Origin of the sequence: Micromonospora sp. NBRC 110037 (assembly GCF_001652995.1) — a bacterium.
GTDB classification, from domain to species: Bacteria; Actinomycetota; Actinomycetes; order Mycobacteriales; family Micromonosporaceae; genus Micromonospora; species Micromonospora chalcea.
Genome location: NZ_BBVA01000002.1, coordinates 914,726 through 941,194, shown reverse-complemented (window position 1 = coordinate 941,194; position 26,469 = coordinate 914,726). Strand labels below are relative to the sequence as shown.

General features: G+C 72.9%; 25 protein-coding genes. 3 read left to right on the top strand and 22 right to left on the bottom strand.

Translation table 11 applies throughout. The annotated features are described in order from the left end of the window. Positions 1–22: 22 nt before the first annotated feature. From A4R25_RS03275 to A4R25_RS03255, 5 genes are all read right to left on the bottom strand, one after another. Positions 23–961, bottom strand: a complete 939-nt coding sequence (locus A4R25_RS03275; protein ID WP_197494849.1) for a ParB N-terminal domain-containing protein — start codon at positions 959–961, stop codon at positions 23–25. 358 nt (positions 962–1,319) lie between these two features. After that, entirely contained in the window at positions 1,320–2,561 is a 1,242-nt protein-coding gene (locus A4R25_RS03270; RefSeq protein ID WP_064445555.1) for a 3-deoxy-7-phosphoheptulonate synthase, read from the bottom strand. A gap of 78 nt (positions 2,562–2,639) precedes the next feature. Further along, a complete protein-coding gene (locus A4R25_RS03265; RefSeq protein ID WP_197494848.1) occupies positions 2,640–4,238 on the bottom strand; it encodes an FAD-dependent monooxygenase in 1,599 nt (532 codons plus the stop codon). A 60-nt stretch (positions 4,239–4,298) separates the two neighbouring features. Then, positions 4,299–5,978, bottom strand: coding sequence for a cation acetate symporter (locus A4R25_RS03260; RefSeq protein WP_064445553.1), 1,680 nt, complete (start codon positions 5,976–5,978; stop codon positions 4,299–4,301). Next, positions 5,975–6,310 carry a DUF485 domain-containing protein gene (locus A4R25_RS03255; RefSeq protein WP_043323102.1) on the bottom strand — a complete coding sequence of 112 codons (336 nt, stop codon included), beginning with the start codon at positions 6,308–6,310 and terminating at the stop codon, positions 5,975–5,977. Before A4R25_RS03255 ends, A4R25_RS03260 begins: the two co-directional genes overlap by 4 nt. Before the next feature lie 195 nt (positions 6,311–6,505). On the opposite strand from A4R25_RS03255, the gene A4R25_RS03250 reads away from it, so the two are divergent. Next, positions 6,506–7,246: a DUF6081 family protein gene (locus tag A4R25_RS03250; RefSeq protein WP_064445552.1), complete on the top strand. Its 741-nt coding sequence runs from the start codon at positions 6,506–6,508 to the stop codon at positions 7,244–7,246. On the opposite strand, the gene A4R25_RS03245 is transcribed toward A4R25_RS03250, so the two are convergent. Genes A4R25_RS03245 through A4R25_RS03205 form a run of 9 tightly spaced genes read right to left on the bottom strand, consistent with a single transcriptional unit; the run spans position 7,239 to position 16,007 of the window. Then, entirely contained in the window at positions 7,239–7,940 is a 702-nt protein-coding gene (locus A4R25_RS03245) for an SDR family NAD(P)-dependent oxidoreductase (protein ID WP_064445551.1), read from the bottom strand. The two genes, A4R25_RS03250 and A4R25_RS03245, sit on opposite strands and share 8 nt — an antisense overlap. An 11-nt stretch (positions 7,941–7,951) precedes the next feature. Further along, complete coding sequence (locus A4R25_RS03240; RefSeq protein WP_064445550.1) at positions 7,952–8,632, bottom strand: isochorismatase family protein; 681 nt, start codon at positions 8,630–8,632, stop codon at positions 7,952–7,954. A gap of 32 nt (positions 8,633–8,664) precedes the next feature. After that, entirely contained in the window at positions 8,665–9,450 is a 786-nt protein-coding gene (locus A4R25_RS03235; protein WP_064445549.1) for a 2,3-dihydro-2,3-dihydroxybenzoate dehydrogenase, read from the bottom strand. After that, on the bottom strand, positions 9,450–10,640 hold the full coding sequence (locus tag A4R25_RS03230; protein ID WP_064445548.1) for an FAD-dependent monooxygenase: 1,191 nt from the start codon (positions 10,638–10,640) through the stop codon (positions 9,450–9,452). Before A4R25_RS03230 ends, A4R25_RS03235 begins: the two co-directional genes overlap by 1 nt. Positions 10,641–10,650: 10 nt before the next feature. Continuing rightward, the gene (locus A4R25_RS03225) at positions 10,651–11,967 is read right to left on the bottom strand and encodes a phenylacetate--CoA ligase family protein (RefSeq protein WP_064445547.1); all 1,317 of its coding nucleotides are present in this window, start codon (positions 11,965–11,967) and stop codon (positions 10,651–10,653) included. Further along, a complete protein-coding gene (locus tag A4R25_RS03220) occupies positions 11,964–12,725 on the bottom strand; it encodes an amidohydrolase family protein (protein ID WP_064445546.1) in 762 nt (253 codons plus the stop codon). Before A4R25_RS03220 ends, A4R25_RS03225 begins: the two co-directional genes overlap by 4 nt. Positions 12,726–12,751: 26 nt before the next feature. Beyond that, positions 12,752–13,855, bottom strand: a complete 1,104-nt coding sequence (locus A4R25_RS03215; RefSeq protein WP_064445545.1) for a 3-dehydroquinate synthase II family protein — start codon at positions 13,853–13,855, stop codon at positions 12,752–12,754. A 31-nt stretch (positions 13,856–13,886) separates the two neighbouring features. Continuing rightward, positions 13,887–14,708, bottom strand: coding sequence for a 2-amino-3,7-dideoxy-D-threo-hept-6-ulosonate synthase (locus tag A4R25_RS03210; RefSeq protein ID WP_064445544.1), 822 nt, complete (start codon positions 14,706–14,708; stop codon positions 13,887–13,889). 15 nt (positions 14,709–14,723) lie between these two features. Then, positions 14,724–16,007 carry an aspartate kinase gene (locus A4R25_RS03205; RefSeq protein WP_197494847.1) on the bottom strand — a complete coding sequence of 428 codons (1,284 nt, stop codon included), beginning with the start codon at positions 16,005–16,007 and terminating at the stop codon, positions 14,724–14,726. A gap of 214 nt (positions 16,008–16,221) precedes the next feature. On the opposite strand from A4R25_RS03205, the gene A4R25_RS03200 reads away from it, so the two are divergent. Together A4R25_RS03200 and A4R25_RS03195 are read left to right on the top strand one after the other, a co-directional pair. Then, positions 16,222–18,207 carry an anthranilate synthase family protein gene (locus A4R25_RS03200; RefSeq protein WP_064445543.1) on the top strand — a complete coding sequence of 662 codons (1,986 nt, stop codon included), beginning with the start codon at positions 16,222–16,224 and terminating at the stop codon, positions 18,205–18,207. Positions 18,208–18,301: 94 nt separating this feature from the next. Continuing rightward, positions 18,302–18,769, top strand: a complete 468-nt coding sequence (locus A4R25_RS03195; protein ID WP_043323077.1) for a DUF6069 family protein — start codon at positions 18,302–18,304, stop codon at positions 18,767–18,769. Between the two features lie 141 nt (positions 18,770–18,910). Here the strand turns inward: A4R25_RS03195 and A4R25_RS03190 are convergent, their stop codons facing one another. From A4R25_RS03190 to A4R25_RS03155, 8 genes are all read right to left on the bottom strand, one after another. After that, complete coding sequence (locus A4R25_RS03190; RefSeq protein ID WP_043323075.1) at positions 18,911–19,300, bottom strand: VOC family protein; 390 nt, start codon at positions 19,298–19,300, stop codon at positions 18,911–18,913. An 11-nt stretch (positions 19,301–19,311) separates the two neighbouring features. Beyond that, positions 19,312–21,363, bottom strand: a complete 2,052-nt coding sequence (locus tag A4R25_RS03185; RefSeq protein ID WP_064445542.1) for a multicopper oxidase family protein — start codon at positions 21,361–21,363, stop codon at positions 19,312–19,314. Further along, positions 21,360–21,824, bottom strand: coding sequence for a DUF6220 domain-containing protein (locus A4R25_RS03180; protein ID WP_043323072.1), 465 nt, complete (start codon positions 21,822–21,824; stop codon positions 21,360–21,362). The genes A4R25_RS03185 and A4R25_RS03180 overlap by 4 nt, the downstream gene beginning before the upstream one ends. A gap of 54 nt (positions 21,825–21,878) precedes the next feature. After that, positions 21,879–22,274, bottom strand: coding sequence for a DUF6223 family protein (locus A4R25_RS03175; protein ID WP_064445541.1), 396 nt, complete (start codon positions 22,272–22,274; stop codon positions 21,879–21,881). Positions 22,275–22,465: 191 nt separating this feature from the next. Beyond that, complete coding sequence (locus A4R25_RS03170; protein WP_030499014.1) at positions 22,466–23,128, bottom strand: response regulator transcription factor; 663 nt, start codon at positions 23,126–23,128, stop codon at positions 22,466–22,468. Further along, entirely contained in the window at positions 23,125–24,258 is a 1,134-nt protein-coding gene (locus tag A4R25_RS03165; protein ID WP_064445540.1) for a sensor histidine kinase, read from the bottom strand. Before A4R25_RS03165 ends, A4R25_RS03170 begins: the two co-directional genes overlap by 4 nt. Positions 24,259–24,348: 90 nt before the next feature. After that, on the bottom strand, positions 24,349–25,239 hold the full coding sequence (locus tag A4R25_RS03160) for an aromatic prenyltransferase (RefSeq protein ID WP_064445539.1): 891 nt from the start codon (positions 25,237–25,239) through the stop codon (positions 24,349–24,351). Between the two features lie 53 nt (positions 25,240–25,292). After that, positions 25,293–26,468, bottom strand: coding sequence for a hydroxymethylglutaryl-CoA synthase (locus A4R25_RS03155; RefSeq protein WP_064445538.1), 1,176 nt, complete (start codon positions 26,466–26,468; stop codon positions 25,293–25,295). Position 26,469 lies beyond the last annotated feature (1 nt).

The following is a 26,469-nucleotide window of genomic DNA, read 5'->3' as shown; positions in this document are numbered from 1 at the left end:
GCAAATATGCGGACCGCCGTTTTCACGCCCGGTCCTCCAGTTCCTGGGCGAACGCCAGCCAGGCGGCGGCGCACGAGCGGGCCAACTCGGCCACCGATGTGCGCCAGTACGGCGGCACGGCGTCGACGAACTCGCGCCAGGCGGCCGGGTCGACCACGTGCCCGTCGGCCCACCGGACGAAGGCCCGGCCCACCTCGGCGTACTTCACCGCGGGGTCGCGGATCAGGTTCCCGCGTACCGCCGGCCAGTCGACGGGCGGCGCCGGGGCCTGACCCGGCCGGCGCCTGCGCGCCTCCGACCCGTCGTCGGCGGCCGGCTCGGGCTCGGCCGCCGGCCGCTGCGGGGTCAGGACCGGGTCCCGGCCCGCCTGCAGCCGGGCGCGCACGTCCCGCGCCGTGCCCACCGACACCCCGGCCTCCTTCGCGATGGCACGCAGGGGCGCGTCCGGCCGGAGCGCGATGACCGCGCTGGCCCGCCGCCGGCCCGCCGAGCCGTCCAGCGGGCGCACCCGGCCGTCCCGTCCCACCCGGCTGCCCTCCCGCGCCGCCGGTTGCAGCAGGCGGCGCCGGATGCCGCTGACCGTGGTCGGGGACAGCCCGGCGGCGGCGGCGACGGCGCGGTCCGACCACTGCGGATACAACCGCAGGATGCGGGTGGCGGCGGCCTCCCGGTCGGCGCGGGACAGCGGCAGCCCGTGTTTGATGTTGGCGTCGACCGAGAGCAGGAACGCCGCGGCGTCGTCGCCGTCGAAGAACGTCACCCGTACGGTCTCGTCGCCGCGCAGCTTAGCGGCCCGCAGCCGGTGCATGCCGTCGATCACCCGCATCGTGCCGCGCTGCACGAGGATCGGGGGGAGGTCGTGCATCGCGGCCAGCAGCCGGATGTGCTCGACGTTCTCTCCCGCCAGCCGCGGGGAGTCGCCGGGCAGCAGCGCGGAAACCGGAACCGTCTCGCCAAGCACAGACCGATCCTCCGTAGCTGCGTCCGGCAGGGGAAATCTCTCGTCGTTGCCCTTCACTTCCAGCGTGTTTGAGTTGCCCCACATTGGAAACACTCGCTTCAGCCGAGACAGGATTCCGTGCGGATAAGATGAGGTGCGCGCGTCACCGATCGAAGGATTACACCTTCCCACACATCATTGCGATGGGATTCCTGCTGGGCAACACCACTGACGGTCCCGGCACGGGTAGTAGACACTACCCACGCAGGTAGTGGACGACGAACTGCGGCGCGGCTAGCCTGGCCGAATTTGCTCCGGCAGGTCTCCTTCTGTCAATTTTCCCGCAGTTCGAAAACGGTCGGCATGCGGACCGGTGACCTCAGGGCCGCCGCGGCGCCGGGCCGACCGTCGCGGTGTCCTTGGCCCACGCTTCGATCAACTCGGTGGCCTGCCCCGGGTTGAGCCGCGGGTCGCACAGCGAGGTGTAGTGACGCGCCAGGTCGTCCTCGCCGGCCACGGACCCGCCGACGCACTCGGTCACGTCGGTGGCGGCGACCTCGACGTGCAGCCCGGCGGCGTGCTGCCGCTGCCGGTCGAGGATGTCGCGGAACCGCAGCGCCTCGGTGACCACGTCGGAGAGGTGCCGCGTCTTCAGGCCGACCGAGGCCTTGACGGTGTTGCCGTGCATGGGGTCGCTCAACCAGAGCACCGGGTGGCCCGCGTTCACCACCGCGCGGACGATCGGCGGCAGGGCCTCCCGGATCCGGTCCCGGCCCATCCGCGGGATCAGGACGAGACGGCCGGGCTCGCGCCGCGGGTCGAGCGCCTCGCACACCCGCAGAACCTCGTCCGGGTCGGCGTCCGGCCCGATCTTGCAGCCGACCGGGTTCGCCACAGTGGACAGCATGGCCACGTGCGCCTCGGCGGAGCGGCGGGTCCGCTCCCCCACCCACGGCAGGTGGGTCGACGCCAGGTAGCGCTCACCCGTGTCCGGGTCCCGGCGGATCAGCCGGGACTCGTAGTCGACAACGAGGGCCTCGTGGCTCGACCAGGGCCCCTCGGTCCGCGCGGCCCGCCCGGCCCCCTCCCGGTGGGCGCGTAGCACCCGCTGCACCCGGTCGCTCGCCTCGTACGCCCACCACATGCGGCGCGGGTCGGCCTTGCGCGTACCGGGCGCGGCCAGCTCGGAATTGATCATGTGGCCGCGGAAGGAGGGGATGCTCAGCGCGTCGTGCCACTCCGTCGCCTGCGACCGGGGCTTGGCGAACTGCCCGGCCATCCGGCCCACCCGCAGCACGTTGCGCCCGGTGAGCTCACTGAGCCGGTCCCCCAGCCGGTCGATGACCTCGATCTTGTCGGAGGTGTGCCGGGGGGTGCACTCGTAGAGGCTCTCGGCGCAGTCGCCCAACTGCAGCAGGAGCCCGCCGGCCGACGCCAGCTCCGACAACGCCTGCCGGAGCCGCCGTACCTCCCCGGGCGGGACCAGCGGCGGGGCCGCCGCCAACGCCGCACAGGTCTGGGCGTACGCCGGGTGGTCCTGCCAGTCCGGTTGCTGGACCGCCGGCTTGCCCTCCCACGGCCCGAGTGGGCTGCGTTCCGCCGTTGAACCGGATTGCTGCATCTGTCCTCCAGTCGAGAGTCAGCCGGACCGCCGGTCGCGTGTGCGCGTGACCCGGCCGCCGGTGACGGCACGTCGCGCCTATCCGCCACCCCGTACGCGCTGGACCACGGCGTCGGGGTCCGGCGGCGCGGTGTTGCCCCGCCAGGCGACGTGGTGGTCCGGCCGCAGCAGGACGAGGTCGCGTTCCCACAGCTCGCGGGCCCGGGCGTCGGTCACCACGGTGTGGGTGACCGGCAGGCCCCGCGCGGCCGCCGCCGCCAGCAGCGGATCGGCGGCGCCGTCGCCGGTGAAGTCCACGAGGGTGAACGTGGCCGGGTCGAACCGGTCGAAGATCTGCTGCCCGCCACTGAGCAGGAGGCTGGGCGGGCGGGCGCCGGGCCAGGTCGTCGGGGTGTACGCCCGCGGGTCGTCCGGGGGTTCGGCGGGGCCCTCCGGCCGGAGCACCGGCGAGCCGGCATAGCGGTAGCCCAGCTCGATGCCCCGGTACTCGTTCTCGCCCCGCTCGGCGTCGAGGAAGGCCGCGACGGACGGCAGCGGGGCGCCGTCGCGCAGCAGTTCCCCCGCCCGCAGGTGCACGCCCAGGTGCCGGTGCGAGGTGTGCATGTTGCGCCGCCCCACCGGGCGGCGTTCGGCGTCGTAGCTGTCGAGCAGCGCGGGACCGCCGAAGCCCCGGAGCACCGCGGCGAGCTTCCAGGCCACGTCGATGGCGTCACCGATGCCGGTGTTCATGCCGTACGCGCCGGTGGGGAACATCCGGTGCGCCGAGTCCCCGGCGAGGAGCACCCGGCCGGCGCGGTACCGGTCGGCGAGCATGAAGCCGGGACGCCAGCGCGAGGTGAGCAGCACCTTGTCGATCCGCAGCTCGGTGCGGATCGTGTCGAGCAGGAACGCCTCCGGGTCGGCCGGCGGCTCGTCGAACTCGTTCGGGTCGATCCCGTTGACGTGCGCGGTCCAGGTGTCCACCTCGTCCTGCGCGATGATCACGTACCGGAACGCGAAGTAGTGCCAGAACCGGCCGTGCCGGTGCAGGCTGTCCAGGTCCCGGCTGGTGAAGTGCACCATGAACGCGCCCGGCAGGCCGGGCACGTCGAAGCCCTCCTCGCCGATGCCCACGGCCCGGCGGACCCGGCTCGACGCGCCGTCGCACCCGACGACGTACCGCGACCGCAGCCGGACCTCGCCGCCGGTGTCGTCGGCCAGCACGCTGGTGACAGCCGCGTCGTCCTGGGTCAGCGAGTCGAACCGTACGCCGAGGCGCAGGTCGACGAGCGGTTCCCGCCGGCAGCGCGCCCGCAGGACCGGCTCCAGGTCGATCTGGGAGATCCGCTGGCCCGGCTCGGCCGGCTGGGTGCCGTCGTTGTGCTCGGCGATGCGGCGCCACTCCTCGGTGACCGAGGGCAGGCCCCACCTGGTGATCGGCTCACCGGCGAGGCCGGTCGACCAGATCACGTCGGACCGGTGCTCGGGCGCGACCCCGGCGGCACGCACGTCGTCGGCGAGGCCGAACTGCCGGAAGAACTCCATGCTGCGGGCGTTGACGTAGTCCAGCTTGGGATGGACGGACGTCTCGAAGCCCTGGTCGACGAGGACGCAGGCGACGCCGTGACGGGCGAGCGCCAGCGCGGTGACCATGCCGACCGGGCCCGCGCCCACGACCAGAACCGGTACCGGATCCACAGTTGCCTCCCGAGGGGGTGTGGGACGGCGGAGGGGGCCGCCCCACACCGTGGCGGATGGTCAGCTCACCGGGCTGGGCGCCCGGTCCTGGCGGCCGTCGCGGTCCTCGTCGTCGACGGCGGCCGGCCGCGCCGGTCCCGTGGCCACCGCGCCGGTGAGGGACCGGACCTGCATCTCGGCGAAGGCGGCGTCGTCGCGCTCCCGGCTGGTGAGCGAGCCGAGGTAGCCGAGCAGGAAGCCGACCGGCACCGTGATCAGCGCGGGCTCGATGTCCACGAACTTGAAGTTGCGGTCCGGGAAGATGGCGTCCGGCTCGCCCGAGACGCCGTTGGAGAACAGCACCAGGAACGCGGTGAGCGCGAGGCCGCCGTAGACCGTCCACTGGAGGCCGCGGGTGTTGAATCGGCGCCAGAACAGCGCGTAGACGACGATCGGCAGGACCACCGCGCCGGCCACGTCGATCGACGTCGGGATGAAGATGTGGGTCCGTACCGGCAGCATCGCGACCGCCAGCAGGACGGAGCCGACGCCGATGATCAGGGTGTTGCGCTTGATGTCCTTCAGCTCGGCGGCCGGGTCCAGCCGGCGGCCCCGCAGCACGTTCAGGTCCTTGGTCACCGTCGTCACCGCGCTGTGCAGCAGCGGCGCGAAGACCCCGACGATCGTCAGCACCGCGACGCCGGCGAGGGAGCCGACCATCACCGGCCCGCCCAGCTCGTCGGCGAGCTTGGGGAAGCTGATGTCGCGGTGGGCCTTGATGACGCCGATGTTGTCCCGGCCGAGGATCGCGACCGCGCCCAGCCCGACCACGGACAGGCACAGGTAGAACCCGACGATGATCATCGACGCCCACCCGGTCGACCGGCGCGCGTCCCGCCCGCTGGTCACCGCGAAGTTGCGCATGAACAGGAACGGGATCGCCGCCACCCCGACCGCGATGGCGAACAGCTTCGACAGGTGCACGAGCGTGGTCGCGCCCTCGCCGAACAGCCGGCCCGGGCCGAGCAGGTCGCTGCCGCTGGGCACCGGCGCCGCGTTGGCCTCGGCCCGCTCCAGCAGGCTGAACAGGTTCAGGTCGAAGCGGGCCAGCACCCAGGCGGTCAGCACGCCCACCACGACCACCGACAGCACCAGCTTGAACACCAGGATGCGGGTGACCCCGAGCATCCCGCCGAGGTACACGTACCCGACGGTGACCAGGCCGACCACGAAGACCGGCAGGACCAGGCCGACGAGGGCGTCGACGCCGAACCAGCGGTTGAAGATGAACGCGATGGCGGCCATCATGATCACGGTCAGCATGACGTACGTCAGCAGCGTGAGCACCGCCGAGGCCATCCGCGCCGGCCGTTCCCGGACGCGCACCGCGAGCAGGTCGCCGAGCGTGTAGCCGCCGACGTTGCGCACCGGCCCGGCGAAGAGGAACAGCGCGAGCATGGTGCCCATCGTGAAGGCGGTCATCAGCAGGATGGCGTCGTAGCCGCTGAGCGCGATGTGGCCGGTGATGATGTACATCGTCGAGTACATCAGCGGCGCGGACGCCACCGCCAGCGCGTTCTGCACCGGCCCGATCCGCCGGTCGGCCAGCAGGAAGCCGTCCGCGGTGGTGGTGCTGGCGCGCGCCGAGCGGACCAGGTAGAGCACCGCGAGCGCGAGGACGACGGTGACCGGGACGGCGATCGCGGGCGTCGCCCACGTGTTGTCGACCGGGGGTGGCGGGTCGGCGAGGACGACGCTCATCGGGACGCTCCTTCCAGGTCGGCGCGGATCTTCTCGCTGAGCGGGTCGAGCCGCGTGCGGGCGTAGCGCAGGTAGAAGGCGGCGAGCGTCACCACGAAGGTGAACGACAGGAAGACGAAGAGCAGGCCCACGTTGACCGGGCCGGCCACCTTCTCCCGGAAGAAGTCCGGAGCGTAGGTGGCGAGCAGGCTGCCGAGGAACCACCACCCGAAGAAGGCGACGCTGGCCCAGAGCGTGACCGTGCTCGATCGTCGCCGTAGTTCCCTGAACTCTGCGCTGTGATGGACGGCGAGGTAACGACCGCCGTCCGGTGCCGGAGCTGCCGTGTCCATTGCTCTCTCCCCCTGGTGAGAACGTCGCAGACGATGCGGAGATGGCGTGCGGCGTCAGTCTCGGCGACCGCTCACGCTGCGGCATGGCTTAATCACGGGATTTCCGGGAGGCTGCCGGCGCATTGGCGTGCCCGGCCCGGCCGAACCGCGTGAACGGGTGATGCCCGCGCCCGGCCGGCGTCCGATGGTGACTGCATGACGTCGGCACTGAGAACCAGCGCGTGGACGTACGACGACTTCACCGGCCGCGAGCTGGACCCCGCCCGCTGGGCGGTCATGTCGATCACCGGCGCGGACGGGCAGACCCACAGGTACCAGGACCGCAACGCCCGCGTCCGCACCGGCGACGGGCGGCTGGAGCTGACCGTCGACCCGTTCACCCGCTTCCACGACACCGATCCCCGGCAGAACAACGCCAAGCAGATGTACCGGTCGGTGCGACGCTTCGCCGTGCCGGCGGAGGGCACGCTGACCGTCGAGGTGGAGATGGGCGTGCGGACGTACCGGCAGATCCCGCACGACCTGCTGGACGCGTTCGGCACGGTGGCACTGTTCGACCTGGAGACCGGCGTCGTGTTCAACGCCGCCGCGACGAACGACACCGTGTACGCGACTGTCGAGCGCCTCGCGCTGCCCGGCGTCACCCAGCCGCACGAGCACTACGTCCACCGGGTGGTCCTGGATGTGCCGACGGAGCCGGGCCGGGCGCACGGCTACGCCATCACCTACCGGGCGCCGACGTCGGAGGTGGAGTTCCACGTCGACGGCCGGCTCGCCTACTGGGCGCGGGTTCCGGTGCCGGTGACCGGATTCCACGCCGGCATGGCGCTGTTCTCCGCCCGCGACCTGGCCCGGTACTCCCGCGAGCAGCGGGAGCACGGGCAGGGCGCGACCGGGTGGTGGGGGCCGTGGCGGATGGCCGCAGGCGTCAGATGAGCACGTCTCCGCCGTCGATGTTCAGGTTGATCCCGTTTATCGCGCGGTTCGTCAGCAGGAAGTCGATCGCCTCGGTGCAGTCCCGCATGGTGACCGGCCGCCGGGTGAGCGCGCGCGTCGCGGCGGCCTCCCGCGCGGCGGGCTTGTCGCTCCAGAACGGCGTGTCGGAGACGATGCTCGGGTGCAGGGCATTGACCCGGATCGGCGAGAGTTCCACCGCCAGGGTCCGGACCAGCGCGCTGATCCCGCCGTTGGCGGTGGTGACTGTGGTGGAGCCGGGGTACGGCCGGTGGCTGGCCAGGCCGCCGAGCAGCACGACAGCGCTCTCGTCGGTCATCCGCGGGGCGAGGGCGTGCAGGACCGCCGTGTAGCCGACCAGCTTGACGGTCAGCAGCCGCGCCGCGTCGCCCGGCCGGTACGCGCGGACGGTGTTGTGGTCGCGGTCGAGCGCCGCGATCACGAGCCGGTCGACGTGCGGCACGTCGGCGAGCGCGTCCGCGATCCGCTCCGGCTCGGCCAGGTCGAGGGCGAGTCCCCGGGTCCGCCCGCCGATCTCGTCCGCGACGGTCTTGGTCCGGGCCGCCGAACGGCCGGTGATCACCACGTCGTCTCCGCGTTCGGCGCAGAACCGGGCGAAGTGCCGCCCGATCCCCGAGGTGCCGCCGACGACCACGACCCGGGTCCGTTCCGACATCGATGCTCTCCTCATCGTTTGATGCTGCTCCGATCCGGACGCGCCGCGCCGGCGGCGCCCGCCAGGTCGTCCAGCACGTCCGCCGTCCACAACGGCACCGCGCAGCGGTCCGCGGCGTAGCGCAGCGCCATCAGGTGGTCCGCACGCGACAGGTCGGCCAGCGCGTCCGCCACCAGGAATGCCTCGATGTCGCGGCTGAACGCGTCGCAGGCGGTGATCAGGCACCCCATGTGCGCGTACACGCCGCAGACCACGAGTTGGTCCCGCCGGGCGCCGCGCAGTCGCTCCTCCAGGTCGCTGCGGAAGAACGCGCTGTAGCGCCACTTGGTCAGCACCGTGTCGCCCGGCTGCGGGGCGACGTCGTCGACGATGCCCCGGTCGTCCTCGTCGCTGCTCATGCCGGGGCCCCACAGGTCGTGCAGCAACCCGCGGTCCCGCCGGCTCATGCCGCCGGGCTGCGCGGTGTACAGCACCGGCACGCCGGCCGCCCGCGCCGCGGCGAGCAGCTTCGCGACGTTGGGCAGCAGCTCGGCCATCGGGGACTCCCCGGCCGCGAACGGGCGCAGGAAGTAGCGCTGCAGGTCGTGCACCAGCACGGCGGCCCGGTCCGGGTCCGGACGCCACGGCAGCGTGGTGCCGGGCAGGTCGCCGTCGCCGGGCATGCGGTACGGCGCGATCGGGGTCATGGCCATCGGTTCTCGCCTCCGGTTTCCGTGCCACGGCGTCACACGTGCAGGGCCGCGCCGCCGTCGACGTACAGGTCGTGCATGGTCACGTGGCCCGCCTGGTCGGACACCAGGTAGGCGACCGCCTCGGCCACGTCGCGCGGCTGGGCCAGCTTGCGCAGCGGGATGCCGACGCGGTACGCGCCCGGCGTGCCCTCGATCACCGCGCTCGGGTCGGCGCCCTCGCCGAGCATCGCCCGCAGCATGGGGGTGTCGGTGGAGCCGGGCGAGACCACGTTGCACCGGATGCCGTAGCCGGACAGCTCCAGCCCCAGGCAGCGGGTGAACTGGGCGGACGCGGCCTTGGAGGCGGCGTACGCGGCCATCTCGGTACGCGGCACCCCGGCGGCGTTGGACGCCACGGTGACGATCGCGCCCCGGCGGCGGCCGACCATCCGCCGCGCCACCGCCCGGGACACGTGGAACACGCCGTCGGCGTTCACCGAGAAGGTCCGGCGCCACTGCCGGTCGGACAGCTCGACGACCGGTCCGGTGTGCAGCACGCCGGCGGCGTTCACCAGGATGCCGACCGGGCCCATCTCGTCCTCGACCCGCCGCACCAGCGCGTCCACCGCGTCGCTGTCGCACACGTCGACGCAGTAGGCGCGCGCCGAGTCGCCCTCGGCGGCGAGCTTCGTCACGACTGTGGTCAGCGCCTCGGCGTTGCGGTCCACCGCCGCCACCTGCGCGCCCGCCCGGGCCAGCACACCGGCCACGGCGGCGCCGATGCCCTGCGCCGCGCCGGTGACCAGGGCGACCCTCGACTCGATTCCGGTCAGTTCCATCAGGTGCCTCCGCTGGTCGTGGTGGCTTTCTCGGCGTCGTACCCGAAGAGCCATTCGTGGCGGTCCAGGCCGGACGAGGACTGCGCGGCGACGTCCCGGCGGCGCTGGTCGGCGCCGTCGGCCAGGTGGAACGTCTCGGCGTTGGCCCGGGACTGGCGCTGGATCCGGGTGGTCCGGGGCAGGCGGATCCGTTCGTAGCGGCGCAGCGCGGCGCCCAGGCCCGCCGGCTCCACGCCGGCCAGGCAGACCGCGAGCACCACCGCGTCCTCGACGGCCTGGTTCGCGCCCTGCGCCTGGAACGGCAGCATCGGGTGCGCGGCGTCGCCGATCAGCGTCACCCGTCCCGCGCTGAGCCGGTCGATGCTGTCCCGGTCGTGCAGCGCCCACCTGCCGACCCGGTCGGCCGCGGTGATCAGCCGGGTGACGTCCGGGTGCCAGCCGGCGTACGCGGCCGCGAGCTGCGACACGTCGCCCCGGCCCGACCACGACTCCTGCCGCCAGTCGGTGGCGGGCACCGTCGCGCCGAAGCTCACCTGCCGGCCGGCGGACACCGGGTAGCAGACGCAGTGCTGGTCCGGCCCGAGCCACAACTGCACCCGGGGTTCGGTGAGCAGGAACGGCACCCGCTCGGCCGGCACCAGCCCGCGGTAGATGGACTGCCCGGAGAAGCGCGGCCGGTCCGCCACGATCTGCTCGCGCGCGACCGAGTGGATGCCGTCGGCGCCCACCACGAGATCCGCCGCGACGGTGGTGCCGTTGGACAGGTGCAGGTACGCCTCGTCGGCGGTCTGCGTCACGGCGGTGAGGCGGGCGCCCAGGTGCACCCGGTCGGGCGGCACCAGCGACAGCAGGCTGCTGTGCAGGTCCGCGCGGTGCACCACGTAGTACGGCGCGCCGAAGCGGCGTCCGCACGCGCTGCCCAGCGGGGTGCGTTGCAGCAGCGTGCCGTCGTCCCAGCGGCGCATCTCGATCGCCTGCGGCGCCACCGCCACCGTACGCAGGCGGTCACGCAGGCCCAGCCGGTGCAGCAGCCGGGTGGCGTTCGGCGCCACCTGCACACCCGCGCCCACCTCCGTCAGCTGTTCGGCCTGCTCGTACACGTGGCAGTCGATCCCGGCCCGGCGCAGGGCGGCGGCGAAGGCGAGCCCGGCGATGCCGGCGCCGGCCACGGCGACCCTCATCTGCGGCATGTCGGTTCCCTCAGTAGTAGAGGAGCGCTTTGCTCCAGTCCTCGTCCGGACCGAACAGGCTGCGTGGCTTCACCACGTCCGGCATGCTGGTCAGCGCGTCCAGCGGGATCAGGCTCCCCGGCGCCAGGCCGGTGACCTCGCTGTCCACGCCGAACGCGGCCCGGATCGCGTGGGTCAGCTCCGCCTCGGCGGCGACCCGGTGCGCGGCGGCCACCTCGATCTGGACCCGCAGCAGCGCCGGTTCCGCCTTGGCCCGCCAGAACATCACCCGGTACGCCTCGGGGAGGGAGAAGACCAGCTCCTCCAGCCGGTGCTGGGTGATGGTGGCGCCGCCGACCCGGTAGCCGAACGCCGAGCGGCCGAGCACCCGCACGGTGGGCAGCTTCCAGCCGCACGCGCAGTCGTCGTAGGAGACCGACACGTTGTCCTCGAGGTTGTACCGCAGCAGCGGCATCGCCTCCCGGAACAGCGGCGTGACCACGAGCTGGCCGTCGCCGTCCGCGCGGACGGTCCCGGTGGCCGGGTCGTACACCTCGAACAGCGCCCGGTCGGCCCACAGGTGCAGGCGGCCCTCGGGGCACTCCCCGGCCAGGCTGCCGGTCTCCGTCGAGCCGTACTCCTCGATGACCGGCACCCCCCACAGGCGGCTGATCCGCCGCCGGCGGGCGTCGGTCATCGGCTCGCCGCCGACGAACAGCGCGCGCAGCGCCGGGAAGTCGATGTCGGGCCGGCGCCCGGCCGCGATCGCCGCGGCGGCCCAGATCAGGCACTCCGTCGGCACCGACCAGGTGAGTGTGACGTCCAGGTCGTGCATCACCCGGACCACCCGGGCGTACGGCATGGCCAGCGACCGGTTGTCGCCGGGCACCACGGTGGCCCCGCGCAGCCGGGCGGCGGCGTGGGCGAGGTGCCCGGTCAGCAGCAGCGCGTACGGCGTGCGGACCAGGAACACGTCGTCGGCGGACATGCCGATCCACTTGCGGGCGAAGCGCTCCGCCAGGTCGGTCCAGTCCTCCGCGGTGTAGTAGGAGGGGGTGGGCTTGCCGGCGGTGCCGCTCGACTCGTGGTAGGTCGCCAGCCGTTCGCGGGGCACGGCGAGCATGCCGAAGGGGTAGTTGTCCCGCAGGTCCTGCTTGGTGGTCAGCGGCAGGTCGGCCAGGTCGGCCGGGGTCACCGGCGGCGCCCCGGACGTCAGCCGCGCCCGGTAGAACGGCGATCGGGCCGCCCAGGTGAACGTCTCCGCCAGTTGCTTCTCCTGAAGGCGCCGCAGGTCCTCGGGGCCGTGCCACTGGCCGAGCCGGGGCAGGGTCGAACTCGGCTCGCTCACCGCTTCTCCTCTCCTAGCAGTCGATGCGCGTTGTCCCAGGCGACCCGCCGCCACTGGTCCGGCGGCAGTCGCAACGCCTGGAACTTGGCCAGCTCCACGGCCGGGTGCTGCAGCGGGTACTCGGAGCCGAACACCACCCGGCCGTCGCCGAGGCGGCGCAGCGCCGCCTCGGCCACGCAGGTGTAGCCGCCGGAGGTCTCCAGCGAGATGTTCGGCTCGTCCTGGATCAGGGTCAGGGCGTAGAGGTCGATGTTGCCGATGCCGCTGTGCCCGAGCACGAAGCTCACCCGCGGGAACCGGCGGCTCAGGCCGACCAGGTCGGCCACGCCCGCGCCGGGACGGTCGAGGCAGACCACGTACACCGGATGGTCGAACTCCGCCGCCACGGCCACCAGGTCGGCGACCCGCGGGTCGGTGAGGGCGACGCCGTGCACGGCGGGTGAGATCTCCAGGCCGCGGAACTCGGCGGCCCGGGACCGGTACGCCTCGGCCGGCCGGTGCGGGTTGGCGAAGAAGAACGGCACCAGCCGCCCGTCGGTGCCCGCGCAGGCCGCCGCCACCGCGTCGTTGTCGGCGTCGGTCTCGACGTGGCCGCCGGTGACGAGCTGGCGGGACAGCCGGTCCAGGTCGATGGTGCCGCCCGCGCACACCACCGCCCGTGTCAGCCCGCACTCGCCCAGCGCGGCGAGCAGCCGCTGTCGCGCGCCGGGCCGGGGCGCCAGGCGTACGTGGAAGTCCAGCACCGGCTGCGCGGTCATCGCCCCGCTCCCCTTCCCGCCGCCGCTCACTTCTCGATGCAGAACTCGTCGATCGGGTAGCCGACGTGCCGCTTCTCCACCGGCAGGTAGCCGAGCACCTTCGTGCCGGCGGTCAGCTCGGTGACGTTGAGGACCGTGCCGCCGGGCCCGAGCACGCGCACGTGCCAGTCGTCCTGGACGATGAGGTTGACAGGTGTCCCGGAGGGGGAGACCGCGTCGATCGCCAGCAGCGGGCGCGTCTCGATCTTGACCCGTCCCACGGTGACGACCCGGGACTTCCCCTGCGAGTCGACGGCCAGCACCCGGCCGCCGGAGACCAGCTCGCTGAGGTAGTTGGTCCGCCCGCCGGCGGACAGCGTGTACGAGTGCAGCGCGCCGGCGTTGACCCGGAACGGCCGGGTCGGCATGTACGGCAGCGGATGCGTCTCGCTGCAGCACAGGATCATGCCGGTGGAGTGCGAGCCGACCAGGATGCCCTCGTCCAGGCGGAAGTTCGTGCAGGTGTCGACGCAGGCGCGCTCGCCCATGCCCACCCGCCGGATGCCGGTGACCTCCAGCTCCACGAGCGACAGGTCCGCCGCCGTGCTCACCGCCGCGGTCCGCAGCTCGGTGGCCTCCCCCACGGCGCGCGGCGCCAGCATCACGCCGTCCGAGCCGTGCTCCAGCACGCCGAAGACGATCTCCGCCTCCTCGACGTCGGCGACCTGCGTGATGATGCTGCCCGCCGCGCCCGCCGCGGCGGCCAGCACGATCTCCAGCGGAATCTTGGTGGGGTCGCGGAAGTACAGCAGGCTCCACCGGTCGTGGCGCGCGGACCGGCAGGCGTCCTCCAGGCTGTCCGCGTCGACGATCTCGACGTACCGGCCGAACTCCACGTCCGGGTACCGGGCCGCCAGTTCGGCGGGCTCGCCGTGCCGGGCCGGTTCGACGATCACCAGGTCGGCCGGTTCCAGCTTCTCCGGCAGCGGCCCGCCCTGTGGGAACAGCACCTTCCTCACCGTCGGGGGGAGCGTCTCCAGGTCGGCCGGATCGGCCGCCACGACGGCGTCCACCCGCTGGTGGACCGCCTCCTCGACGATTGCCTCCTTGGCGCCGTTGACGTTACGGATGTCCAGCCAGCACAGCTTCACGGGTTTCTCCTCGGTGGACGGTCAGGGAGTCTCAGGACGTAAGGGCGAGCCGGTCGTCGACGTCGTACCGGTCCGGGACGTGCCGTGGTTCGTGCACCAGCCGCGCCACGGCGGCGGCCATCAGGCCGGGCTGCTCGGCCTGGAACACGTTGCGGCCCATGGCCATGCCGGCCACACCGGCGCGCAGCGCGTCCGAGACGTGGGCGAGCACCGTCTCGGTGTCGGCCGAGCGCGGGCCGCCGGCCACGATCAGCGGAATCGGGCAGCCACGCACCACCTCGGCCATCTGCTCGGGCGTACCCGCGTAGTCGGTCTTGACGATGTCGGCGCCGAGGTCGGCGGCGAGCGTCGCGGCGTGCGCCACCAGTTCCGGCGCCCGGGAGTCGGTGATCTGCGGCCCGCGGGCGTACACCATGGCCAGCAGCGGCACGTTCCAGCGTTCGCACTCCCCCGCCACCGCCGCCAGGTCGGCGATCTGCCGCGCCTCCTGCGGCGAGCCCAGGTTGACGTGCACGCTGACCGCGTCGGCGCCCAGCCGCAGCGCCTCCTCCACGTGCGCGACCAGGTACTTCGCGTCCGGGTCCGGCGCGTGCCGGGTGCTCACGCTCAGGTGCACGATCAGCGACATGTCGCCGAACCAGCCGTGGTCGACGTGCCGCAGGCTGCCCTTGTGCAGCACCACGGCGTCCACGCCGGTGCCGGCCAGCTCACCGAGCAGCGAGTTCAGGTCGCGGCGAAGTGGCCCGTCGGTGACGGAGTGATCCAGCGGGACGACGAGCAGGCGTCCGTCGCCGCGCCGGAACAGTCGGCGCAGACGCAGGCCACGAGCGAACGAAGCGTTGAGTACGGCCACGGTTTCCTACCTCTCTCAGGCGGTGGCGGAACGACGGGAGGTCAGGGACGTGGCGTCCGCCGGCTCGGACCGGTCGAGGCGGAACGCGCGGTGCAGGGCTTCGACGGCGTCCACGGTGCGGTCCCGCGACACGATCACCGACAGCCGCATCTGGGAGGTGGAGATCCAGCTCGTCGAGATCCCGGCCTCGGCCAGCGCCGCCATCAGCCGGGCCGTGTGCTCGGGGCGGCTGAGCAGGCCCATGCCGACCACCGACACCTTGCCGACGTTCTCGTCGAAGTGGACGCCGCCGTCGAAGGACGCGGTGAGGTCGTGCAGCGCGGTCCGCACCGCGTCGGCCTGGCTGCGGCGGATGGTGAACCCCATCCGGAACTCGCTCTCGTACGGTCCGGACCGGGCCACCAGGTCCGCCACCGCGCCGTGGGCGGCCAGCACCTCGAACACGTCGGGCGCCATGTCCCGCCGGCCGTCGCGGCAGTGCACCAGCACGCGCACCACGTCGGTGTCGTGGGTCACCGCCACCACGGCCCGCCGGGTCTCCAGCGGCCGGTCGTCCGGACGGTCCACGACTGTCGTTCCGGGCGCCTGCGACGCCGCGTTGCGCACGCGCACTTCGACCCCTTCCATGGCGGCCAGTTCGATGCATCGGGTGTGCAGGACCCGCGCGCCGGCGAACGCCATCTCCGCCATGACGCCGGGCTCGACCCACGGCAGGCAACGCGCCGCCGGAAGGATGCGGGGGTCGGCGCTGAACACGCCGTCCACGTCGGTGTAGATCTCGCACGCCGACGCGCGCAGCCGGGCGGCGAGCGCCACCGCTGTCGTGTCGGAGCCGCCGCGTCCGAGCGTGGCGACGTCCCCGGCCCGGTCGATCCCCTGGAACCCGGTGACCACGGCGACCTCGCCGCGGCCCAGCGCCGCCTCGACCCGCGCCGCCCCGATCCGCGAGATCAGCGCGTCGCCGTGCCGGTCGGTGGTGTGGATCTCCGCCTGGTGCCCGGTCAGTGAGACGGCCGGCACGCCGAGCCCGGTCAACGCCAGCGCCATCAGCGCCGCCGACTCGGACTCGCCGACTGCGAGCAACTGGTCGAGTTCCCGGGACGGGCCGGCGGCGCCGACGTCGGCCGCGAGCCGCAGCAGGTCGTCGGTGCGGCTGCCGCGGGCCGACACGACAACTGTCACGGCGGACCCGTCCCGCCGAGCCGCGGCGATCCGCAGCGCGGCGTGCCGTACGCGGTCGAGGGTCTGCAGCGAGGTGCCCCCGTATTTCTGGACCAGCACGTCCACAGTCGTCTTCACCGCCCTCGTCGTATCGGCATTGCGGTCGACAGTAATCGCGGTCGATCTGCGTGGGCACTACTCGCCCGAGTAGTAGCCCGCCGATTCAGTCGTTCACGCCATAACGTCGGCGCGTTACCGGAAACACGTGATGCCGTCGGCGACAACACGTCATGCGCGACGCCTTTTGCCGGACGCACTATCGACAGGCGATCTCTAGGGCAAAGGGAGCGACATGGACGGGACGGAATCGAACGTGGCCGGATTCCCGGATCTGCTGTCCGGTCTCGGCGGCGACGGGCGTGCCTTCGCCCTGCTGCACCGGCCCGGCGCCGCCGGGCGCGCGTACGTGGAGGTTCTGACCGGCGAGGTGTGCCAGGTGGACACGCTCGCCGAGCTGCCCCTGCCCGCCGAGCCGGCGACCGGCGGGCGGCACGACCTGCTCGTCGCGGTGCCGTACCGGCAGGTCACCGAGCGGGGGTACGACTGCCACGACGACGGCGTTCCACTGCTCGCGATGCGCGTCAACGAGCAGTTCGGGCTCGACCGCGAGCAGGCGCTGGCGGGCCTGCCCGAGCGCGGCGTACCGGTGACCGACGCCGACTTCGACCTCAGCGACGAGGACTACGCGGCGATCGTCAAGCGGGTGGTGGGCGACGAGATCGGGCAGGGCGCCGGATCCAACTTCGTCATCCGGCGCACCTTCACCGCGCGGCTGGACGACTGCTCGACCGCCACCGAACTGGCGATCTTCCGCCGGTTGCTGACCGGCGAGCTGGGTTCCTACTGGACGTTTCTGTTCCACTCCGGCGCCGGCACGTTCATCGGCGCGTCACCGGAACGGCACGTCAGCATGATCGACGGAACCGTCTCGATGAATCCCATCAGCGGGACGTACCGGCATCCTCCGAACGGCCCGGCGGTTTCCGGGTTGCTGGAATTCCTGAACGACCCGAAAGAGGCGAACGAACTCTACATGGTGGTCGACGAGGAACTGAAAATGATGGCGCGGATGTGCGCCTCCGGCGGCCAGGTGCACGGACCGTTCCTCAAGGAAATGGCGCGGGTGACGCACTCCGAGTACATCCTGACCGGGCGCAGCGACCTGGACGTACGCGACGTGCTGCGGGAGACGCTGCTCGCGCCGACCGTCACCGGCAGCCCGATCGAGAACGCGTTCCGGGTCATCACCCGCCACGAGACGACCGGCCGCGGCTACTACGGCGGCGTGCTCGCGTTGATCGGCAGTGACCCGGCCGGCAGCCGTACGCTCGACTCGGCCATCATGATCCGCACCGCCGAGATCGACCACGACGGCACGCTCCGCCTGGGCGTCGGCGCCACCCTGGTACGCGACTCCAAGCCGGAGTCGGAGGTGGCCGAGACGCGGGCCAAGGCGGGCGGCATGCGCGCGGCGCTCGGCCTCGGCGTCGACCCGGCCGGCCCGGACGGCGGGCCGGCGACGCCCGTGCGGGCACGCTCGTCCCTGGCCACCGACCCCCGGGTACGGCGGGCGTTGCGCGAGCGCAACGCCACGCTGTCGAGGTTCTGGCTCGACGGCGCGGAGCGGAGAACCCCGAACCGGGCGCTGGCCGGGCGCCGCGTGCTCGTCGTCGACAACGAGGACACCTTCATGGCCATGCTCGACCACCAGCTGCGGGCCCTCGGGCTGCGGTCGAGCATCGTCCGGTTCGACAGCCCGCTGCGGCCGGACGGATACGACCTCGTCGTCGTCGGTCCCGGCCCCGGCGACCCGGGCGACCTGAGCGACAGGCGGATGCGGACTCTGCGCGGGCTCACCCGCGACCTGCTCGCCGGGACGGTGCCGTTCCTGTCCATCTGCCTGGGCCACCAGGTGCTCGCCGCCGAGCTGGGGTTCCCCCTCGCCCGGCGCGCGGTGCCCAACCAGGGCGTGCAGAAGCGGATCGACCTGTTCGGCCGGCCGGAGCTGGTGGGGTTCTACAACACCTACACGGCCCGTTCCGCGCACGACGTGGTGGCCGGTGGCCGCCGGGGCCCGATCGAGATCAGCCGCAGCCCGGACAGCGGTGACGTGCACGCGCTGCGCGGCGCGGGATTCCGCTCCGTCCAGTTCCACCTGGAGTCGGTCCTCACCCAGCACGGCCCGCGGATCCTGGGCGATCTGCTGGTCTCCCTGCTCGCCGACGGCACGGCCGCCGCCGCGGCCGAGGCGGCGGGCCGGCGCGGGACCCGGCCGTGACGCCTCGGCGTTCAACTGTCCACGATTGACTGCCGTCGTGGCGTCCCCGCATTCTCCCGAGAACACATCGAGGCACCGGACCGGAGGCGACGCCGTGGATGAGGCCACTCACCGACCCCCCGTCGCGGCGCGGTCGAACCGGTCGCCGGCCACCACCCCGGTGTGGTTGGTCGGCGTGCTGGCCACCCTCGCCGGGGCGGTGGCCGCGGAGGCGTTCACGCTCGCCGCCCGGGGTCTCGGCGTGCCGATGGAGGCGGCCGGGGTCTGGGAGGAGCAGGCGCAGGCGATCCCGGTGGGCGCCATCGCCCGCAGCGTCGTGCTCTGGTCGATCGGCGGGATCGTCCTGGCGGTGGTCGCGGCCCGGCGGGCCCGGCGGCCCGTACGCGTCTTCGTGGCCGGCACTGTCGCGTTCACAGTGCTGTCCCTCGCCGCGCCGGCCTTCGCCCAGGACACCGCCGTGTCCACGCAGCTCGTCCTCGCCGGCACCCACGTGATCGCCGGCGCGGTGATCATCCCCATCCTGGCCGCCCGGCTCTCCGCACCCACCACGAACCGGTACTGATCCCGCCACCGTCCCTCCCGGCCTCCGCGATCTTGCACTTTCGGCCCCCGCAAAAGGGATATCCCCGGCACTGGAAGGGCGGTAAGTGCAAGATCGGCGCGGACGGTCCGGGGTAGACGGGAGGCGGTCGGGTCCGGTGGCTCAGCCGCGGGCCGTCGGCTCGAAGATCTCGACCAGGTTGCCGGCCGGGTCGGCGACCAGGAACTGACGACCGCCCGGCCCGGACACGATGTCACTGCGCAACGTCACCCCGGCCCGCTGCAGCCGCTCCCGTTCCGCGTCGACGTCGTCGACGATCAGGTGGATACGGTTGCGCCCGCACCCGGCCGCGTCCGCCGGCGTGACCCGGGCGCCCGAGCTGGCCGGACCGGACAGCAGCAGCCGCAGCGGCCCGCGCACCACGTCCGCGAAGGCCGGCGGGAACGCGGTCGACACCGTGAAACCCAGGTGGGCGGTGTAGAACTCGATCGCCGCCGGCACGTCGTCGACGACGTAACGGACGCCGGCCAGGGCGTGCACGTCTGCGGTCATGGCAGTCCCCCTCAGTGTGCGTGGCTCGTGCTGTCGAAGGGCGTGGTGACACCGTCGTAGACGAGCCGCAGCATCATGCCCTGCTCCTGGTGCGGCAGGTTGTGGCAGTGGTTCATCCAGACACCCGGATTGTCCGCCCGGAACGCCACGTCCCAGACCTCTCCCGGCCGCACGTCGAACGTGTCCATCCACAGCGGGCTGCCGGAGTAGCGCCGGCCGTCGCGGGACAGGATCAGCACCGGATGACCGTGCAGGTGCCACGGGTGGGTCTCCAGGCTCCGGTTGACCACCGTGAAGCGCACGACGTCGCCCTCCCGGACGAGCTGGTCCGGGACGGAGGGGTGCGCGCGGCCGTCGACGGCCTGGGCGTAGGCGGGCTTGCCGTCGACCATGGCCAGGGCGCGGTCGAGGACGATGGTGAAGTGCCGGTCGGCGTCGTCGCGGTCGAACGGCACGGGTGCCGGCTCGCCGTATTCCAGCAGGTCCAGCTCGGGCCAGTCGCCGGTGTCCGGCAGGGTGCGGTCGCCGCCGCCGGCGCCGGCCGGGCGCAGCAGGACGCCCTGGTCGGGGTCGTGGTCGAGCAGCAGCGTGACAGTGGCGTCCGGCATGGTCAGGACCACGTCGTACCGGCCACCGGCGGGCAGGCGGAGGCCGACCTCGCGTACCTCGCCCGGCTGGTTGAGGTCGCGGCCGTCGACGGCCACCAGCCGGAACGCCGAGCCGGCGACGGCGAACCAGTGCGGGTTCGAGTCGGTGTTGATCAGACGCAGCCGCACCGGCTGACCCGGGCGGACGTCGTGGACGGCGCGTCCCTCCTGGTCGCCGAGGATCACGACGTCGTCGAACGTGTGCACCGGCAGCGTCAGGTCCAGCCCGCGCTCCGCGTCCGGCCGGTCCTCGCGCGGCGTCACGACGAGCGTCCCGTACAGCCCCTTGCGCACGGCGGGGTGCGACGCCTGGTGGGTGTGGTACCAGTACGTTCCCACCTGGTCCGCCTGGAACCGGTAGACGAACTCGCCGCCGGGCCGCACCGCGTGCTGCGTGGCGCCCGGCGCGCCGTCCTCGCCGCACGGCACGTCGTACCCGTGCCAGTGCAGGGTGACACCGTTCTCGATGTCGGCGTTGCGGAGCGTCACCTCGATCAGGTCGCCCTCGGTCGCGGTGATGGCCGGCCCGGGCAGCCGGCCCTCGTAGCTCCAGGCGTCGATTGAACGCCCGGCCGGCAGCGTGACGCTGCCCGTCCGGGCGGTGAGCACGTGGCGTCGCGCGGTGCCGCCCGCCGCCGGAGCGCCGGGGCCGCGCAGGTCCGCCACGGAAACCTTCGGGCCGGCGCCACCGGCGTGTCCGGGGCCGCCTCCGGTGACCATCGCCTCGGGCTCCCGGAAGAGCAGGCCGACGCCGGTGGCGCCGGCGCCCGCCGCGACGACGCCCCCGGCCACGCCGAGGAACCGGCGGCGGGACAGCGCCGACGCCCCGGCCGCCACCGGCGCTTGTTCGGGAGAGCCCGCGTCAGCCGCCGCCGAGCGTTCGGCGGAAGCCGCGTCAGCCGCCGCCGAGCGTTCCGGGGCGCCCGCGTCCGCGCCCTGCCCGGCGGGTCGTCCGACCACCCGGGCGGTGAGCAGCGCGCCGGCGCAGACCACGGCGACGGCGATCAGCGAGGTGCTCAACGTCAACGGGTAGCCGGCGGTGAACGTCACCACCAGGCCGGCCAGCGCGGCGTAACCGGCGGTCAGCAGCGCGACGAGCCCGCCGGCCGGCAGGCCCGTGGCCGGCGACTGCCGGGCCGCGAGCAGCCGCGGGCCGGCGAGGAGCACCGCGACGACCCCGGCGGCGAAGAGCAGCGGCAGCCCCAGCAGAACCTTCTCCTGGACGAACCACCAGCCGCGCCCGGCCAGCAGCGCCACGGTGCCCAGCCGGGTGATCGTCACGAGCACCGCGGCGGCGAGCAGGCCCAGCGCGAGGCGGTTGCGGCCGAGCGCGGCGGTCACGCCTGCCGCGAACCACGTCGCGACACCGAGCAGTGCCACGACGTGGTCCACGAGGATCCATTGGAGCGTGCTCATGAGGCCGTTCGCGCCGAGTCGGCCGCCGGGCCGGTCACAGTGGTGTCCACGCCGGGCGTGGTCGTCGTGTCCGGCCCCGGCCGGACGCTGCGCAGGATGACGCGGGCGACGGCCACCATCACCAGCCCGTTGACCGCGTGCAGGCCGAACACGTACCGGCCGACGGCCGAGTCGCCGGCCGAGTCGCCGAACGCCTTGGCGATGACCGCGATCAGGGCCTGCAGGATCCCCAGCCCGGCGACCAGGCCGGACAGGCCGATGATCCGGCCGGGCATCCGCATCACCGCGGCGGCCACCGTCAGCACCACGGCGACGAGGATGCTCCCCAGACCGAGGATCCGGTGGGGGCGGAACGCCTCCTCGTTGGCCTCGTTGCTGAACGCGCCGCTGGCGGCCAGGAAGAACTGCACCACGAGCACGAGCAGCAGGAACGCTGCCAGTCCGGCGAACACTTTGCGCATGGGACTCCCCTTCGGGTCGGTTGGGTCACCGGGGTGTTCGGTCGGCGGCGCCGGTCAGGCGGTGCGCCGGGAGCGGGTGAATGCCAGACCGCCGACGGCGATCCCGATCAGCGCCAGCACGACGGACACGATGGCGCCGCCACGGCCGTTGCCGCTGCCGACACCGCCGTCGGAGCCGGCCAGGGCGACCACACCGGCGATCAGGCCGGCCGCCGCGAGCACCAGCGCGGCGATCGCGTTGCCACGACCGCCGCCGCGCCCCGCGGAGCGCAACGCCCACACGCCCAGGACGAGGCCGAGCAACGCGAGCGCGAGCGCCAGCACGGACCCGGCCCGGCCGGAACCACCGTCACCGTCGGCGGCCGTCACCTGCGCGGCCGCCGGCGCGACGAGTGCGAGCCCACCGAGGACGCCGGTTGCGGCGGCGGTGAGCAGACGACGGATGAACATGGGAGCCCCTTCGGCTGCGGGAACAGGCATCTGCGCCAGCGTAGGTAACGACGCCGCTACGGGTCGTCATGCCGATGGAGACAATCGATCTACTGCGGTGACGGTATTCCCGCGGTGCGGCGTCTGCGCGCGGAGCAGCCGTATACCGCAGTCGCAGCACTGCGAGCGACAGACCGGGCCGTGCCGCCCGGTCAGCGATTGCCGGGTGACACCAGGCCGGACTCGTAGGCGAACACCACCAGCTGTGCGCGGTCACGGGCCTGGAGCTTGGTCATGGCGCGGTTGACGTGGGTCTTCGCGGTCAGCGGGCTGATCACCATGCGATCGGCGATCTCGTCGTTGGACAGACCCCGGGCGGCCAGCGCGACCGCCTCGCGTTCCCGGTTGGTCAGCTCCTCCATGCCGGGCGTGACGTCCGCGCAGAGCGGCTCCGACACGTACCTGTTGATCAGCATCCGGGTGATCGACGGCGCGAGCAGCGCGTCCCCGCGCGCGGCTACCCGCACGGCGTGCAGCAGGTCGTCCGGCTCGATGTCCTTGACCAGGAAGCCGGTGGCGCCGGCGCGCAGCGCGTGGAAGACGTACTCGTCGAGGCCGTAGTTGGTCAGGATGACCACGCGCACCCCGGCCAGCGCCGGGTCCGCCACGATCTGCCGGGTCGTCTCGACGCCGTCCATGACCGGCATCTGGATGTCGATCAGGGCGAGGTCGGGCAGGTGGTGCCGGGCCAGGGCCAGGCCCTCCCGGCCGTTCCCGCCCTCGGCCACCACCTCGATGTCGTCCTCGGCGTCCAGCAGCGCGCGGAACCCGCTGCGCAGCAGCGGCTGGTCGTCGAGCAGCATGATCCTGATCATGGGACGCGCACCACCGGGAGTTCTGCCTGGACGGTGAACCCGCCGCCGCTGCGGGGTTCCGCCCGGAGCCGGCCGCCCAGCGCGAGGACCCGCTCGTGCATCCCGAGCAGCCCGACGCCGGGCACCGGGGCGGCGCCCGGCCGGGCCGTGCCGTCGTCGTCGATCCGGATGCTCAGCGCGTCCGGGCGGTAGTCGATGCGGACCGCGGCGGCCGCGGCGGAGGCGTGCCGGGCCGTGTTGGTGAGCGACTCCTGGACGATCCGGTACGCGGTGCGGCCCACCGCCTCCGGCACGTCCCGCTGGTCACCCTCGATCGTCAGCGTGGTGGCCAGGCCGATCTTCTCGGCCCCGGCCAGCAGTTCCGGGAGGTGGTCGAGCCCGTGCGACGGGGACTTGGTCAGGTCGCGCAGCGTCTCCAGGGTCGCGCGCAGCTCCCGGGTCGCCGCCCGGCCGGCCTCCTGGATCGCCAGCAGCGACTCCGGCACCTGCTCGCCGCGCTTTCGGGCCAGGTGGACCGCGACCTCCGCCTGCACCTTGATGATCGAGATCTGGTGGGTGAGCGAGTCGTGCAGCTCCCGTGCGATGTGCAGCCGCTCCTGGGTCGCGCGCAGCCGGGCGGTCTCCTCGCGGGTGCGCTCCGCCTCGTCCGCCCGCCGCTCGGCCTGCCGCAACGCCTCACCGGCCGCCGCCGCGGCGACCAGCCAGGCCAGTTCGAGCACGCCCCGCGACTGTGCGAGCGCCTCCTTGAGGGCGCCGTCCGCCGGCGAGGCCATGATCGCCAGCGGCAGCACGACGAGCAGGGCCGCGCTCACCCCGAGCGTGACGAGCCGGTGCCCGGCCCGGACCGCCGCGTACACCGCGAACAGGTACGCGATGGCCGGCACCCCGAAGCCGACCGCGTTGTAGCCCACCACGCACAGCCCGGTGGCGACCAGCACGGCGACCGGAGCCCGGCGACTGGCGGCCAGCGCCAGGCCGCTCGCCACCACCAGCGCGTAGCCGAGCAGCCCGAGGCCGTCGGGGGCGGGATGGTCACCGGCCAGCGCGCTGATCAACAGCACCGCCGCCACACCGACCGCGATGACCCAGTTCTTCACCCGGGCCCACACACTGGACAGTCCAGTCCTCATAATCGCACTTTAGCGGAGGGTGCCAGGGTTGAGCCCCGAGCGAACAGGCATTGATCCCGGTGCCGCCGGCCGGGCGGCACCGGCCGGCGTTCAAATGAAGTTCACCGCGCCCGGCTTCCATTTGTAGTGCGACTCGAGTTTGTAGTACTCGCCCTTCGGGGTCAGCGCCACGCCGTAGACGAACTTGCGGTCCCCGCCGCCGTACGGAACGCTTTTCACGAACTTCTCGATCTCCGGTTCCACGGGTACGGGAAGCGTGGTCAGATCCGTTGTCGCCGCGGCGTAGCAGATCCGTTCGATCCCCGGGGAGTCCCAGCCCAGCGTCACGTAGAGCCCGAACGCCCCGGCGCCGAGCCGCAGCATCTGCTCGCTCGGCTCGGCCATCCCGGTCCGCCGCAGCGTCGACCGGATCGTCTCCGGCTCGAAGCACTCGCGCGGTACGTCGTTGAAGTAGACGTTCACGGTCCGGGCCGGGTAGTCGAAGCCCAGCACGCCGACCCGGTCGTCGAGACCGTGCCGGGTGAAGAACCCGGCGTTCGCGGCGAGACTGCGGGGCATCGCCGGGATGCCGGCGAGCACCGAGGCCACCTGCAGCTCGTCCGGGGCGAAGGCCGCGTAGATCTTCTTGAAGCCGCCGACCACCCCGAAGTCGATGCCGTGGCTCTCCACCGGGCAGCGCCGGTGCACCTCGGCGAGCAGGCCGCCGATGGGGTGGTCGGTCCGCGGGGTGAGGCCCCGGGCGATCGCCGAGGTGTACGGGTCCCGGTCGTCCGGATGCGTCCGGAACCGGCAGTCCAGCTCACCCGCGTGACGCAGCGCGGTCGCCACCCGGAAGGCGACCACCGCCTCGGGATGCGCGAACGCGTCGCCGTACGCGGACAGGACGGGCCAGACCCGGTCGCGCGAACAGGGCACGTCCAGCTGCCGGGCCGATTCCTCGATGGTCGAGTAGAGCTCGGCCACCTCGGGAGTTCCGGACATCGATCCTCCAAGCATGTGTCGTTCGGTCGGGGGCGCCCGGCGTTGGCCGGTCGCTATCGCGGCTCGTAGACGCGCTTGTGGCCGGAGAGCCCGGCCAGCCGGTACGGGCCGGTGGTCACCGCCGGCACGGGATAGTGACCGCCGTCGACCGGGAAGGCGTGCTCGTGCAGCTCCCGGTACGTGTCGTAGTCGACCTCCTGCCGCCGGTCGATCGCCGCGCGGTGCTCGTCGGGTCGCGTGTGCTCGCGGTACCCGGGCACGACGGTGCCGGCGAAGAACTCGGCGACGCTGCCGGACCCGTAGCTGAGGAAGCCGATGGTCCGGCCGCTCAGGTCGTCGGCGGTGTCGAGCAGCGCCGCGAGCCCGAGGTACATCGACGCGGTGTAGCTGTTGCCGATCTCGGCGTTGTACCCGGTGGTGTGCCCGATGGCGCCGGCGACCAGCGCGTCGTCGACGTCGCGCCCGCAGTAGTTGAGCAGGTGCCGGTGCGCCTTGTCGGCCATCCTGGGGAACGGCTGGTGGTAGCAGAACGCGCCGAACTCGTCCAGCGCGCGGCCGCCGCGCTCGGTGTAGTCCTTCCACGAGCCCTCCACCGCCTGCAGGTAGGCGGAGATGGACTCGTGCCCGTCGACCAGGGCGGTGGTGCGGTAGTTCGGCCGCCAGAAGTCCATGACGTCGGCGGTGAACATGCCCGACGGGTCCTCGACGCGTACCAGCGCCGGGTCCGCGCCGACGAGCATGGCGACCGCCGCGGCGCCCTGGGTCGCCTCGCCGGGCTCGCCCAGCGCGTACTTCGACACGTCGCTTGCGATCACCAGGACCTGCTGCGACGGGTCGCGGTGCACCAGGCCGACGGCGAACTGCAGTCCCGCCGTACCGCCGTAGCAGGCCTGCTTCAGCTCGACCACCCGGGTGGCCGAGGGGAAGCCGAGCAGGGAGTGGACGTGTATCCCGGCCGCCTTCGCCTGGTCGACCGACGACTCGGTGGCGAACACGATGGTCCGGATCCGGTCGGTGCCGTGGCGGGCGACGACCGGCGCGGCGGCGGCAGCGGCCATGGTCACGATGTCCTCGTCCGGGGCGGGCACGCTCATCGCCCGCAGGCCGATGCCCCGGTGGTACTTGGCCACGTCGGTGCCGTTGGTAGCGGCCAGCGTGGCATGCGTCAGCACGTGGTGCGTCGTCGCGGCGGACAGGTCGTGGATGCCGACGGCGGGTCTCGCGGCCATC